This is a genomic window from Streptomyces sp. NP160 (assembly GCF_006335115.1).
GTDB lineage: Bacteria > Actinomycetota > Actinomycetes > Actinomycetales > Quadrisphaeraceae > Quadrisphaera.
Map to the genome: position 1 here is coordinate 28,901 of NZ_VDMJ01000031.1, position 13,189 is coordinate 42,089.

At 75.6% G+C, this 13,189-nt stretch carries 11 protein-coding genes and 1 pseudogene; 2 read left to right on the top strand and 10 right to left on the bottom strand.

Annotated features, from left to right (window positions below; all coding sequences use genetic code 11):
* Positions 1 to 154: 154 nt before the first annotated feature.
* From FHN55_RS16230 to rimP, 3 genes and pseudogenes are all read right to left on the bottom strand, one after another.
* Positions 155 to 439 (bottom strand): annotated as a pseudogene (locus FHN55_RS16230) (YlxR family protein); the annotation flags it as partial.
* A gap of 25 nt (positions 440 to 464) precedes the next feature.
* Positions 465 to 1,478 (bottom strand): transcription termination factor NusA, encoded by a 1,014-nt coding sequence (gene nusA / locus FHN55_RS16235; protein WP_139713378.1) that lies wholly within the window; start codon positions 1,476 to 1,478, stop codon positions 465 to 467.
* Position 1,479: 1 nt separating this feature from the next.
* Positions 1,480 to 2,019 (bottom strand): ribosome maturation factor RimP, encoded by a 540-nt coding sequence (rimP, locus tag FHN55_RS16240; RefSeq protein WP_139713379.1) that lies wholly within the window; start codon positions 2,017 to 2,019, stop codon positions 1,480 to 1,482.
* A 163-nt stretch (positions 2,020 to 2,182) separates the two neighbouring features.
* On the opposite strand from rimP, the gene FHN55_RS16245 reads away from it, so the two are divergent.
* Positions 2,183 to 3,262: a DUF4439 domain-containing protein gene (locus FHN55_RS16245; protein WP_180357894.1), complete on the top strand. Its 1,080-nt coding sequence runs from the start codon at positions 2,183 to 2,185 to the stop codon at positions 3,260 to 3,262.
* A 12-nt stretch (positions 3,263 to 3,274) separates the two neighbouring features.
* On the opposite strand, the gene FHN55_RS16250 is transcribed toward FHN55_RS16245, so the two are convergent.
* Together FHN55_RS16250 and FHN55_RS16255 are read right to left on the bottom strand one after the other, a co-directional pair.
* The gene (locus FHN55_RS16250) at positions 3,275 to 4,063 is read right to left on the bottom strand and encodes a TSUP family transporter (RefSeq protein WP_139713381.1); all 789 of its coding nucleotides are present in this window, start codon (positions 4,061 to 4,063) and stop codon (positions 3,275 to 3,277) included.
* A 19-nt stretch (positions 4,064 to 4,082) separates the two neighbouring features.
* On the bottom strand, positions 4,083 to 5,876 hold the full coding sequence (locus FHN55_RS16255; protein ID WP_139713382.1) for a proline--tRNA ligase: 1,794 nt from the start codon (positions 5,874 to 5,876) through the stop codon (positions 4,083 to 4,085).
* A 166-nt stretch (positions 5,877 to 6,042) separates the two neighbouring features.
* Here FHN55_RS16255 and FHN55_RS16260 point away from each other — a divergent pair, with 166 nt between their 5' ends.
* The gene (locus tag FHN55_RS16260; RefSeq protein ID WP_139713383.1) at positions 6,043 to 6,933 is read left to right on the top strand and encodes a type IV toxin-antitoxin system AbiEi family antitoxin domain-containing protein; all 891 of its coding nucleotides are present in this window, start codon (positions 6,043 to 6,045) and stop codon (positions 6,931 to 6,933) included.
* Positions 6,934 to 6,982: 49 nt separating this feature from the next.
* On the opposite strand, the gene FHN55_RS16265 is transcribed toward FHN55_RS16260, so the two are convergent.
* From FHN55_RS16265 to dxr, 5 genes are all read right to left on the bottom strand, one after another.
* Positions 6,983 to 8,296: a uracil-xanthine permease family protein gene (locus FHN55_RS16265; RefSeq protein ID WP_139713384.1), complete on the bottom strand. Its 1,314-nt coding sequence runs from the start codon at positions 8,294 to 8,296 to the stop codon at positions 6,983 to 6,985.
* Positions 8,297 to 8,385: 89 nt separating this feature from the next.
* A complete protein-coding gene (locus tag FHN55_RS16270) occupies positions 8,386 to 9,258 on the bottom strand; it encodes a DUF4081 domain-containing GNAT family N-acetyltransferase (RefSeq protein WP_139713385.1) in 873 nt (290 codons plus the stop codon).
* Between the two features lie 114 nt (positions 9,259 to 9,372).
* Positions 9,373 to 10,509 carry a flavodoxin-dependent (E)-4-hydroxy-3-methylbut-2-enyl-diphosphate synthase gene (gene ispG / locus FHN55_RS16275; protein WP_218974750.1) on the bottom strand — a complete coding sequence of 379 codons (1,137 nt, stop codon included), beginning with the start codon at positions 10,507 to 10,509 and terminating at the stop codon, positions 9,373 to 9,375.
* Between the two features lie 57 nt (positions 10,510 to 10,566).
* Entirely contained in the window at positions 10,567 to 11,961 is a 1,395-nt protein-coding gene (locus tag FHN55_RS16280; protein WP_218974741.1) for a site-2 protease family protein, read from the bottom strand.
* A gap of 12 nt (positions 11,962 to 11,973) precedes the next feature.
* Entirely contained in the window at positions 11,974 to 13,170 is a 1,197-nt protein-coding gene (gene dxr, locus FHN55_RS16285; protein ID WP_257571060.1) for a 1-deoxy-D-xylulose-5-phosphate reductoisomerase, read from the bottom strand.
* Positions 13,171 to 13,189 lie beyond the last annotated feature (19 nt).

Here is a 13,189-nt window from a genome sequence, read left to right on the forward strand (position 1 = left end):
CCGGGCCGGAGAGGCCTGGACCGTCGTCAGTGCTGGGGGGTGCTCATCGCTGGAGGCTCATCGGGTGCCCATCAGGTGATGACCCGCTCTCGGTTCTCGTCGGACGGTCGGACTGGTGGTGCTGGTCGTGCTGTGGTGCTGGTGCCTCCGCCTGCTGCTGCAGGTGCTCCCGGACGGCGCCGGCGTCGAGCGGCCCCGCCAGGCGGAGGGCCCGGGGGAACGCGCGCCGGCGCTCCGCGAGGTCCAGGCAGGCCGGTGAGGGGTGCAACCAGGCTCCCCGCCCCGGCAGCCGGGCACCGGGATCGGGGAGGAGGACCGATGGGCCCCCGCTCCGGTCCGCGACGACGCGCAGCAACCGCGACCGGTCACCCCGCTGGCGGCAGCCCACGCACGTCCGCTGCGGCTCGAGGCGAGCTGCGCGCGGGGTGGTCGGATGCACGGCGGAGGGGCCGGCGCTCACCAGTCTAACGCTCCCGGCGTCCGGAGGCTTCCGCCCGGTTCCCGCCCTGGTCGACCTCGGCGTCGGAGCGGATGTCGATGCGCCACCCCGTCAGGCGCGCGGCCAGGCGGGCGTTCTGCCCCTCCTTGCCGATCGCCAGCGACAGCTGGAAGTCGGGGACGACGACGCGAGCGGCGCGAGCGGCGGCGTCGACCACCTCCACCGACACCACGCGGGAGGGCGACAGCGCGTTGCCGACGAAGCGGGCCGGGTCGTCGTCCCAGTCCACGATGTCGATCTTCTCGCCGTGCAGCTCGGTCATGACCGCCCGCACGCGCGCGCCCATCGGGCCGATGCAGGCGCCCTTGGGGTTGACGCCCGAGCGGGTGGCGCGCACGGCCACCTTGGTGCGGTGCCCGGCCTCGCGGGCCAGCGCCATGATCTCCACGGTGCCGTCGGCGACCTCCGGGACCTCCAGCGCGAACAGCGCGCGCACCAGGTCCGGGTGGGTCCGCGAGACGGTGATGGAGGGGCCCTTGGGAGTGCGGCGCACCGAGACCACGAAGGCCCGCAGGCGCTGGCCGTGCACGTACCGCTCCCCCGGCACCTGCTCGCTGGGCGGCATGACCGCCTCGACGCCGCCCACCTCCAGGTGCACCAGGCGCGGGTCGTGGCCCTGCTGGACGATCCCGCTGATGACGTCGCCCTCGCGGCCCGCGAAGGCGCCCAGCACCTGCTCGTCCTCGGCGGCCCGCAGCCGCTGCAGGATCACCTGGCGCGCGGTGCCGGCGGCCACGCGGCCGAAGCCCTTGGGGGTGTCGTCGAACTCGCGCAGCACCTGCCCGGACTCGTCCACCTCCGCGGCGAGCACCACGACGTGGCCGGTCTTCCGGTCGAGCTCCACCCGGGCGCGGGGCTCGGACCCCTCGGTGCGGTGGTAGGCCACGAGCAGCGCCTGCTCGATGGCCGTCACCAGCACGTCGAGGGGGATCTCCCGCTCGCGCTCCACGGCGCGCAGCGCCGCCATGTCGATGTCCACGTCAGTCCTCGTCCTCGTCCAGCTCGTCGATCTCGTCGTCGGCGTCGTCGTCGGCGGCGGCCCCGGCCGCACGGCCGAACTCCACCTGCACGCGGCCGGTGCCCAGCTCGTCCCAGGCGGCGCGGCGCTGCTCGCCGTCCACGTCGAGCACGACCCCGCCGTCGTCCACGGCCACGACGCGGCCGGTGGTGGCGACGCCCGCCACGGGCACCGCCACGAGGCGCGTGCGCGCCCGGGACCAGTGCCGGCGCTCGGTGAGGGGGCGGGAGACGCCCGGGGACCCGACCTCGAGGACGTAGGGGCGGTCACCGAGGACGCCGTCCACGGAGTCCATCGCGGCGCTCACGGCGCGGGAGACCGCGGCGAGCTGGTCGGAGGACACCGCGCCGACGGCGTCGTCGGGGAGGTCCACGACCACGCGGACCACCGTGCGGGCACCGGCGCGGGCCAGCTCGACCTCCTCCAGCACGAGGCCGCTGCTGGTGACGGCGGGCTGGACGGCGGCGACGACGCGGTCGTGCACGGCCTGGGGGGCTGGCACCGGGGCTCCTGGGGTTCTCGAGGACTGAGCAGCGATCGCGCGGACCGGCTCGGGCGGGGCGCGGACGCGGCCCGGGCGCAGCGGCGACCCGAGAACCCTAGTCGCCGCGCGGGGGTGCCCGGAGCGCCTCGAGCGGCGGGCGCCGGTGGCAGGATCACCAGGCGTGCCGACCTCCCCCTCGCGGCGCGCCGTGCTGGCTGCCCTGTCCGCCTCCGCCGCGGTGGCGGTGGCCGGCTGTTCGACCCCGTGGGGCCGGCTGCGCGTGCAGCCGCTGGGGGGCGACCCTCCGCCGACCCCGGCGCCGCCGGGCCCCGACGAGCTGGCGGTGGCGACCGCCGCGACGGCGGTCGGCGCGGCGCTGGCGCAGGTCGGGGCGCTCGAGGCCCCGCTCGCCGGGCCTCTGCGCTCAGCGCTGGGCGAGCAGCTGACCGCCCTCGGCGAGCCCGCGCCGTCCACCTCCGGCTCGCCGTCCGCCACCCCCGGGTCCACGACGACGACGGGCGGCCCGTCCGCCGGCGCAGCGCCGAGCGCCAGCCGCTCCTCCGGCGGGACCGACCCGCTGGAGGCGGTCCAGCGGGTGGCCGACCTGCTCGAGGACGCCGCCGCCACGGCCTCCACCGACCTCGCCGCCGTGGCCGGGGGCACCGCGCGGCTGCTGGCGTGCCTGTCCGCCGGGTGCGGCGTCGCGGCCGGGTGGACGCGTGCCGCCCTCGCGCCCCCGCAGGGCGGCGCGGCTGCTGCCCCGCCCTCGTCGCAGGCCTCCTCGCCGTCGTCGTCCTCCGCACCCGCGACCGCCCCCACGGCGGCGGCGGCGTCCGGGGAGCAGGAGGCGCTCGTCGCGGCCCTCGCCGTGGAGGAGGCCGCCCAGTACGGCTACGGCGTGCTCGCCGTCCGGCTGGCCGGCGAGCAGCGCGACGCCGCCACCGCCGACCTGGCCACCCACACCGACCTCGTCGGGCTGCTGCGCGAGGAGCTGCTCGCCCAGGGCGCCGCGCCGCCCGCCCCGCGGCCCGCGTGGGCGCTGCCGACGCCGGTGGGTGACGCCGCTGGTGCGCTGGCGCTCGCCCAGCAGCTGGAGGCCGCATCGGCCGCGGCCTGGGCCGACGTGGTGGCCGCCGCGGACCGGGGGCGACGGGCCGCCGCCGCCGTGCAGCTGCGGCTCGCCGCCCAGCGGTGGCAGGCGTGGCGGACCGCGGCGGGGACGGCGGGGCTGGTGGCCCTGCCGGGGCTGTCCGGCCGCTGAGCGGACCGGCGGTCAGCCGACCAGCGGCGCCAGCACCTGCCACCCGAGCCGCAGCACCAGCGCGCCGACCACCACGAGGAAGACCACCCGCACGAAGCCGCTGCCGCGGGCGACGGCGGTGCGGGCGCCGAGGTAGCCGCCGAGGACGTTCGCGGCGGCCATCGGCAGCCCCAGGCCCCACACCACGGAGCCGGCCAGGGTGAACACCGCCAGCGCCCCGAGGTTGGTGGCGGCGTTGACGACCTTGGCCACGGCGCTGGCCGGCAGGAAGGCGTACCCGAGCCCGACGAGCCCGGCCACGAGGAACGAGCCGGTGCCGGGGCCGAGCGCGCCGTCGTACAGGCCGACCAGCCCGCCCAGCGCCGCGGCGGCCGCGGCGTGCCGGCGCCCGTCGAAGCGCAGCGCCGCCGCCTCGGCGGGTGGCGGCCGCAGCAGGGTCCACGCCGCCACGGCCACCAGCGCCACGAGCACCACCGGGCGCAGCGCACCGGCCGGCACCCAGTGCGCCAGCGCGGCTCCCCCGGCCGCGGCCAGGCCGGCCACCAGCGCCATGGGCACGGCGGTGCGCAGGTCGACGCGCACGCGGCGGGCGTACGTGACCGCGCTCGTCGTCGTCCCCGCGAACCCGGCCAGCTTGTTGGTGGCCAGGGCCTGGACGGGGCTGATCCCGGGGACGAGCAGCAGGGCCGGCAGCTGGACCAGGCCTCCGCCCCCGACCACCGCGTCGACCCAGCCCGCCGCGAGCGCGGCGAGCAGGAGCAGCGCGAAGACCTCGGCGGTCAGCCCCTCGAGCCCGAGCAGGACCTGTCCGACCCGGGGCTCAGCCGCGCACGAGCGCGACGAGGTGGTGCGCGGCGGCCTCCACCGGCACGTCGGTGCGCTCGCCGGTGGCGCGGTCGCGGACCTCGACCACGCCCTCGGACAGGCGCTTGCCCACCGTGACGATGGTGGGCACGCCGACGAGCTCGGCGTCCTTGAACTTCACGCCCGGGCTGACGCGGGGGCGGTCGTCCAGCAGGACGTCGAGGCCGGCGGCCACGAGCTCCGCGGCGAGGCGCTCACCGCCCTCGACCACCGCGGCGTCCTTGCCGGCCACGACCACGTGCACGTCGACCGGGGAGACCGAGCGCGGCCAGACCAGCCCCAGCTCGTCGTGGCCGGCCTCGGCGATGGCGGCGACGGCGCGGGAGACGCCCACGCCGTAGGAGCCCATGGTGACCGTGACGAGCTTGCCGTTCTCGTCGAGGACCTGCAGGCCGAGGGCCTCGGCGTACTTGCGGCCCAGCTGGAAGATGTGGCCCATCTCCATGCCGCGGGCGGTCTCCAGCGGGCCGGAGCCGTCGGGCGCGGGGTCGCCGTCGCGGACCTCGGCGGCGTCGATGGTGCCGTCGCCGGTGAAGTCGCGACCGGCCACCAGGCCGAAGACGTGCTTGCCGGGCTGGTCGGCGCCGGTGACCCAGGCGGTGCCGGGCGCGACGCGCGGGTCGAGCAGGTAGCGGATGCCGGTGGTGACCGGCGTCCCGTCGGCACCGGTCTCACCGGTGGGACGCAGGCCGAGCGCGCCGGGGCCGATGTAGCCCTTGACCAGCTCGGGGTGCTTGGCGAACTCCGCCTCGTCGAAGGGCTCCACGGCGGCCGGGGAGACGGCGGCCTCCAGGCGCTTGGCGTCGACCTCGCGGTCACCGGGCACGCCGACGGCCAGCGGCTCGCTGGAGCCGTCGGGGTGGCGCAGCAGCACGATGACGTTCTTCAGCGTGTCCGCGGCCTCCCACGGGCGGTCCTCGCGGGGGTGCAGCCGGTTGGAGACCGCCACGAGCGTGTCGATGGTGGGGGTGTCCGGGGTGTCGCGGACGACGGCGGGCGGGGCGTCGTCCCAGCTCACGGGATCGGGAGCGACCGTGGTGACGGCCTCCACGTTGGCCGCGTACCCGCCCGCGGAACGGACGTAGGTGTCCTCGCCCTGGGGGCTGGGGTGGAGGAACTCCTCGCTGGCCGAGCCGCCCATGGCGCCCGAGACGGCGGAGACGATGACGTACTCCAGGCCGAGCCGGTCGAAGATGCGCACGTACGCCTCGCGGTGGCGCTGGTAGGCCTTCTCGAGGCCGGCGTCGTCGACGTCGAAGGAGTAGCTGTCCTTCATGACGAACTCGCGGCCGCGCAGCAGGCCCGCGCGGGGCCGCGCCTCGTCGCGGTACTTCGTCTGGACCTGGTAGAGGCTCAGCGGCAGGTCCTTGTAGGACGAGCACTGGTCCTTCACGAGGAGCGTGAACATCTCCTCGTGGGTGGGCGCCAGGAGGAAGTCGGCGCCGCGGCGGTCCTGCAGGCGGAAGAGGTTGGGGCCGTACTCCTCCCAGCGGCCGGTGGCCTCGTAGGGCTCCTTCGGCAGCAGCGCGGGGAAGTGGACCTCCTGGGCGCCGATGGCGTCCATCTCCTCGCGGACGATCCGCTCGACCTTCTTGAGCACCCGCAGGCCCAGGGGCAGCCAGGAGAAGCCGCCGGGGGCGGCGCGGCGGATGTAGCCGGCGCGCACGAGCAGCTTGTGGCTGGCCAGCTCGGCGTCGGCCGGGTCCTCGCGCAGGGTGCGCAGGAGCAGCGTGGAGGTCCTCAACAGCACCCCCCGACCTTAGTGCCGCCCCTCCCCCGCCCCCGCGCGTCCCACCGAGCATGCAGAAGTCGCCCCAGAGCCCCTCGGACGGCCTTGTCGCCCACTTCTGCATGCTGGACGGGACGCCTGTGGACAAGATCCACATCCGAGGTCCCCCTCGCGCCACCGTCGGGGCGTGGAGATCACCGAGGTGTGCCGCGAGCTCTGGCGTCGAGGCGGAACGGCGCTGAGCGGCGAGCTGGCCGTCGACCGCCGCTCGATGCGCCGCGCGCTGGACAGCGGCCGCGTGCTGCGGCTGTCACGGGGCGTCTACGCCCTCTCCAGCCAGCACCCCCCGCTGCTGGCGGCCGCGCGTGCCCGAGGGACCGCCTCCCACAGCAGCGCCGCGCAGCTGTGGTTGATGGACCTCGTGACAGCGCCTGCCCTCCCGCACGTCACGGTCCGCCGCAACCGGCGCCTGCAGGACCCGGGGCTCGTCCCCCACTGGTGCGACCTGCCGGAGAGCGACGTCGACGGCATGGTCACCACCCCCCTCCGGACGGTGGTGGACTGCGCCCGCACGCTCCCGTTCCCGGAGGGACTGGCGGTCGGGGACTCGGCGGTGCGCCGCGGGCTGGTGACGAAGGAGCAGCTGCTGGCCCGGGCGGACGCCACCCGCGGCGCCGGGCGCGCGGCGGTGCAGAGGGTTGCCGAGCACGCCAGCCCCGACGCCGCCAACCCCTTCGAGTCCGCGCTGCGCGGCATCGCGATCGAGGCCGGGGTCAGCGGACTGCGCCCGCAGGTGCTGGTCGAGGTCCGCAGCGGCCTCGTCCGACCGGACCTCGTCGACTGGCGCCTGAAGCTGGTCAGCGAGGCCGACAGCTTCGAGTGGCACGGCAAGCGGGCCGCGCTGGCGGCCGACTGCCGTCGCTACGACGAGCTCGTGGCTGACGGGTGGACGGTCCTGCGCTTCGCGTGGGAGCAGGTCATGTTCGACCAGGGGTGGGTGTCGGGCGTGCTGCGCGACACCCAGGCGCTCCTCACGCGGTCAGCATCCGTCCCGCCCAGCATGCAGAAGTCGGCTTGAGCCCCCAGCAGGGCCGCCGGCGGGTGCTTCTGCATGCTGGGCCGGACGTTCAGGGGCGGTAGGCGGGAGTGGCGGGCTCGCTGCCCGGCCCAGCGCCGGGGTCGGTGCCGCGCCAGCGGCCCAGCGCGGCCATGAGGTGGTAGAGCCCGACGGCGGCGACGGTGCCGAGCGCGATGCCGGTGAGCGTCAGGTCCCCGACGGTCAGCGTGTAGTCCGCGATCCCGATGACGAGCGCCACCCCGGCGCTGGTCAGCACGGCCGGGCGGGAGAAGTCGACCCGGGCCTGCACCCAGATCCGCGCGCCCAGCACGCCGATGAGCCCGTACAGCACCGTGCCCGCGCCGCCGAGCACGCCGACGGGGACGCTGGCGATGACCGCGCCGAACTTCGGGCACAGGCTGAGCACCAGCGCGGCGCCGGCGGCCACGGCGTAGGCCGCGGTGGAGTAGACGCGGCTCGCGGCCATGACGCCGATGTTCTCCGCGTACGTGGTGGTGCCGGAGCCGCCGCCGAGACCGGCGAGGGTGGTGGCGAGGCCGTCGGCCACGAGCGCCCGCCCGGTGAGGGGGTCGAGGTCGCGCCCGGTGAGCGCGGCGACGGAGCGGACGTGACCGACGTTCTCCGCCACGAGCACCAGCACCACCGGGACGAAGACGGCGATGACCGCGAGGTCGAACGCCGGGGTGGAGAACGTCGGCAGGCCCACCCAGTCGGCGGCCCGCACCGCCGAGAAGTCGACCTCGCCGCGCACGACGGCCACGAGGTAGCCGACCAGCACCCCGAGCAGGATCGACAGCCGCCCCAGCAGACCGCGCAGCAGCACCGACGCCAGCACGATCGCGGCGATCGTCACGACGGCGGTGACCGGTCCGCCCTTGACGTTGTTCCACGCCGCGGGGGCGAGGTTCAGGCCGATGAGGGCCACGATCGTGCCGGTGACGGCCGGCGGCAGCAGCCTCTCGATCCACCCCGGCCCGGCACGGTGCACCAGCAGGCCGACCAGCGCCAGGAGCACGCCGGTCACGACGACGCCGCCCAGCGCCGCGCCCGGGCCGCCCGAGGCCTGCGCGGCGCTGATCGGCGCGATGAACGCGAAGCTCGAACCGAGGTAGCTGGGCAGGCGCCCGCGCGTCAGCAGCAGGAACAGCGCCGTGCCGACGGCCGAGAAGAACAGCGTGGTCGACGGCGGGAAGCCGGTGATGAGCGGCACGAGGAAGGTCGCGCCGAACATCGCCACGACGTGCTGCAGCCCGATGCCGACCGTGCGCGGCCAGCTCAGCCGCTCCTCGGGCGCCACCACGGCCCCCGGCGCGACGGTGCGCCCGTCCCCGTGCAGCTGCCAGAACCCGCCCGTGCGCGCCACGAACCCTCACCCTCACCCGTGCTGTGCCGCCGCCCGTGCTGCGCGGCCAGCAGACGCTAGTGGGTCGGCGGGAGCGGGCTGGACGGGCCTCAGAACAGGACGGTCGCGAAGGTGCCCACGCGCTCGAACCCCACGGCCTCGTAGGCCCTGACCGCCCGCGTGTTGTAGTCGTTCACGTAGAGGCTGACCACGGGGTACCCGGCAGCCTGGGTCGACAGGACGACGGCGGCCATGCCCGGCTCCGCGATGCCGCGCCCGCGGTGCTCGGGGTGCACCCACACGCCCTGCACCTGCGCGACCCCGGGCGCGACGGCCCCGAGCTCGGCCTTGAAGACCACCTCGCGCGAGCTCCCGGTGCCCTCGATGCGCACGTAGGAGCGGCCGGCGGTCACCAGCTCCTCCACCCGGCGGCGGTACGTGGCGCCGCCGTCGCCGACCGTCGGCGAGTAGCCGACCTCCTCGGTGAACATGGCGATGCAGGCGGGGACCAGGACGTCGAGGTCCTCGGCGGTGGCGCGACGCACCTCGGTGTCGGGCGCGACCAGCGGCGGGGTGCGGATGGCCATGAGCGGCTGGTCGGGCCGAACGTCGCGGGCCGGTCCCCAGCTGCCCTGCAGCCGGTCCCACAGCCCCAGGACCGCGGGTGCCGAGCCGACCAGGGACGAGCACCGGCGGCCGGCGCGCCGTGCGCGCGCGGCGAAGGCGTCCAGGGCCTGCGCCTGCTCGGCCGGCGGCATCGAGGTGCTCAGCACGGGCACGAGGTTGGCGCCGTCCCAGCAGATGCCGGTCAGGCGGCCCGGGCCGCCCCAGCCCCACAGCTGCCCGCCCAGCCGGGCGGGTGCAGCGCCCACGGCGGCCACGCGGCTCGTGACGAAGATGCTCGCCACCGGGTCCTGCGCGCACAGCGCGAGGACGTCGGCGCGGTCGGCGTCGTCGAGGACGCGCAGCGGGCTGCGGAACACAGCGGCATCCTGCCGGTCCGCGCGGAGCCCGCGACCGGGGAGGTTCCCGATCGGCCCGCCCAGCGCGCCGCCGGCCCGGCGACCGACCACGTCCAGCCGGCCCTCAGCGCACCGTCAGCCGACGGAGACGGAGGGAGCGGCGCCCTCGACCTCGCCCATCTCGGCGGCCAGGCGGTTGGCCTCCTCGATGAGGGTGGCGACGATGTCGTGCTCGGGGACGGTCTTGATGACCTGCCCCTTGACGAAGATCTGCCCCTTGCCGTTGCCGGAGGCGACGCCGAGGTCGGCCTCGCGGGCCTCGCCGGGACCGTTGACGACGCAGCCCATGACGGCCACGCGCAGCGGCACGCTCATGCCCTCCAGGCCGGCGGTGACCTCGTCGGCGAGGGTGTAGACGTCCACCTGGGCCCGCCCGCAGGAGGGGCAGGACACGATCTCGAGCTTGCGCTCGCGCAGGTTCAGCGACTGCAGGATCTGGATGCCGACCTTGACCTCCTCGACCGGAGGCGCGGACAGCGAGACGCGGATGGTGTCGCCGATGCCCTTGCTCAGCAGCGCGCCGAAGGCCGTGGCCGACTTGATGGTGCCCTGGAAGGCGGGGCCGGCCTCCGTCACGCCGAGGTGCAGCGGCCAGTCGCCCTTCTCGGCGAGGAGCTCGTAGGCCCGCACCATGACCACGGGGTCGTTGTGCTTGACGGAGATCTTGAAGTCGTGGAAGTCGTGCTCCTCGAACAGCGAGGCCTCCCACACCGCGGACTCCACGAGGGCCTCCGGGGTGGGCTTGCCGTACTTGTCCAGGAGGCGCTTGTCGAGGGAGCCGGCGTTGACGCCGATCCGGATCGAGGTGCCGTGGTCCTTCGCCGCGCGGGCGATCTCCTTGACCTGGTCGTCGAACTTGCGGATGTTGCCCGGGTTCACGCGGACCGCGGCGCATCCGGCCTCGATGGCCGTGAAGACGTACTTCGGCTGGAAGTGGATGTCGGCGATCACGGGGATCTGCGACTTCTTGGCGATGATGTGCAGCACGTCGGCGTCGTCCTGGCTGGGGCAGGCGACGCGCACGATGTCGCACCCGGACGCGGTCAGCTCGGCGATCTGCTGCAGCGTGGCGTTGATGTTCGTCGTCGGCGTCGTCGTCATGGACTGCACGCTCACCGGCGACTCGCTGCCGACCCCGACGGAGCCGACCTTGATCTGCCGGGTGGGACGACGGGGCGCCAGGACGGGCGGCGCCTCCTTGACGCTCGGCATGCCGAGGCTGACCGGGACCGATGCCATGCGACCAGTATCCCCCGCCGCCCGCGGGCCTCATCCCAGGGTGATCGGCCTCACGACGTCGGCGTAGAGCAGCAGCCCGGACATGGCGATGATCACCAGCGTGACCGCGTAGGTGACGGGCAGCAGCTTGGCGAGGTCGAACGGCCCGGGGTCGGGGCGGCCGCGCCAGGAGGCCACCTTCCGGCGGGCGCCCTCCCACAGCGCCCCGGCCACGTGGCCGCCGTCCAGCGGCAGCAGCGGCACGAGGTTGAAGACGAACAGCGCGAGGTTCAGCGACCCGAGCACCGACACGATGGCGGCCACCCGCTGGCCGGTGGAGGTGAAGAGGTCGCTGCTGGCGATCTCCCCCGAGAGCCGCCCGACGCCCACGATGCCGATCGGGCCGTTGGGGTCCCGCGGCCCGTCGCCGAAGGCGGCCTGCGCCACCCCGACCATGCGCTGCGGCAGCGTCAGCACGATCTTGGCGACGCTCCAGGTCTGCTCCGCCACGAACCCGGGGACCGCGGTGACGGGCTGGGCCACCACCTCGGTGGTGGGCGTGACGCCCAGGAAGCCGACCCGGTCGGTGAGCACCTGCCCGTCGGCGCCGGTCTCCACCGCGCCCGAGGAGGAGACCCGCGCCACCTCGTTGGGGATGATCGGCGCCTGCAGGGTGAGCTGCTGCCCGCCGCGCTCGACGACGATCGGGACGGTCCTGTCGGCCGAGGCCCGGATGGCCTGCTGGACGCGGGTCCAGTCGCCGTCCGCGGCGACGCCGTCCACGGAGACGATGCGGTCGCCCTGCTGCAGCCCGGCCTGCGCGGCGGGGCTGGCGGGGTCGTCGGCGGCGCACTCGGTCTGCGTGCTGCCCGCGGGCAGCACGCACTGGGAGACCGAGCTCACCACGGGCGTGGTCTCGGGCAGGCCGGTGGTGGTGGTGTAGGCGCCGAGCAGCACCGTGGCGATGACGAGGTTGACCACCGGACCGCCGAGCATGATGACGATGCGCTTGCGCACGGGCAGGCGGTGGAAGGAGCGGTGCTCCTCCCCGGGCACCACCTCCTCGGCGGCCTGGGCGCGCGCGTCGGCGGCCATCTGCGCGAACGGGCCCTGGCGCCGCTCGCGGCGCACGCGGTCCGCGGCGGCCCGGTCGCCCTCCAGGGCGCGGGCCTCGTCGTCGACGCGCTCCTCCACCACGGCGGTGAGCGGGGCGTACATGCCGACCATGCGCACGTAGCCGCCCAGCGGGACGGCCTTGACGCCGTACTCGGTCTCACCGCGCCGGCGCGACCACAGGGTGGGCCCGAAGCCCACCATGTACTGCGTCACCTTCACGCCGAACCGCTTGGCCGGCAGCAGGTGCCCGACCTCGTGCAGCGCGATGGAGACCCCCAGGCCGAGGACGAACACCCCGACCCCGACGACCCACGCCACGACCTCGCCCACCGAGCCCACCCCTCAGACCCCCACCAGCTCGCGGGCGCGCGTGCGCGCCCAGTCCTCCGCCGCCAGCACGTCGTCCACCGTCAGCCCCTCACCTGGGAGCGCGCTGTGCTCCCCCACCACGGCGGTGACGGTGTCCACGATGCCCAGGAAGGGCAGCCTCCGTGCGAGGAACGCCGCCACGCACTCCTCGTTGGCGGCGTTGAACACCGCCGGTGCGGTCCCGCCCGCGGTCGCGGCCGACCGGGCGAGGGCCACGGCGGGGAACGCCTGCTCGTCGAGCGGCTCGAAGGTCCACGCGGTCGCCTGCGTCCAGTCGATGCCGTAGTCGGCGCGCTCCACGCGGTCGGGCCACCCCATGCCCAGGGATATCGGCAGGCGCATGTCCGGGGGTGAGCACTGGGCGAGGGTCGAGCCGTCGGTGAACTCCACCATCGAGTGCACCACCGACTGCGGGTGGACGACGACGTCGATGCGCTCCAGCGGGAGGTCGAAGAGCAGGTGCGCCTCCACCACCTCCAGGGCCTTGTTGACCATGGTCGCGGAGTTGGTGGTGACCACCGGGCCCATCGCCCACGTGGGGTGGGCCAGCGCCTGCTCCGGGGTGACGCCGGCCAGCGACTCCCGCGAGCGCCCGCGGAACGGCCCGCCCGACGCCGTGAGCACCAGCCGGCGCACCTCGTCGGGGCTGCCGCCGCGCAGGCACTGGGCGAGGGCGGAGTGCTCGGAGTCGACCGGCACCACCTGGCCGGGCGCGGCGAGGGCCTTGACCAGCGGTCCGCCCACCACCAGCGACTCCTTGTTGGCCAGCGCGAGGGTGGTGCCCGCCTCCAGGGCGGCGAGCGTGGGCCGCAGGCCCACCGAGCCCGTCATGCCGTTGAGGACGACGTCGGCGGGCCGGCGGGCCAGCTCGACCGCGGCCTCCGGCCCCGCCAGCACCTCCGGCGCCCAGCCGGGGCGCCCGGCCTCGCGGGCGGCGGTGGACAGGTGCTCGCGCAGCACGGGCTCCGCGGTGGGGTCGGCCACGCCGACGGCCTGCACGTCCAGGCGCGCCGCCTGCTCGGCCAGCTGCCGCAGCCGCGCGGGGTCGGACCCGCCGGCGGCCACGGCCACCACGCGGAAGCGCTCGGGTGCGCTGACGACGACGTCCTCGGCCTGCGTGCCGATCGACCCGGTGGAACCGAGGAGGACGACGTCGCGCGTGCTGCTCACGCACCCATCCTCGCGCGCC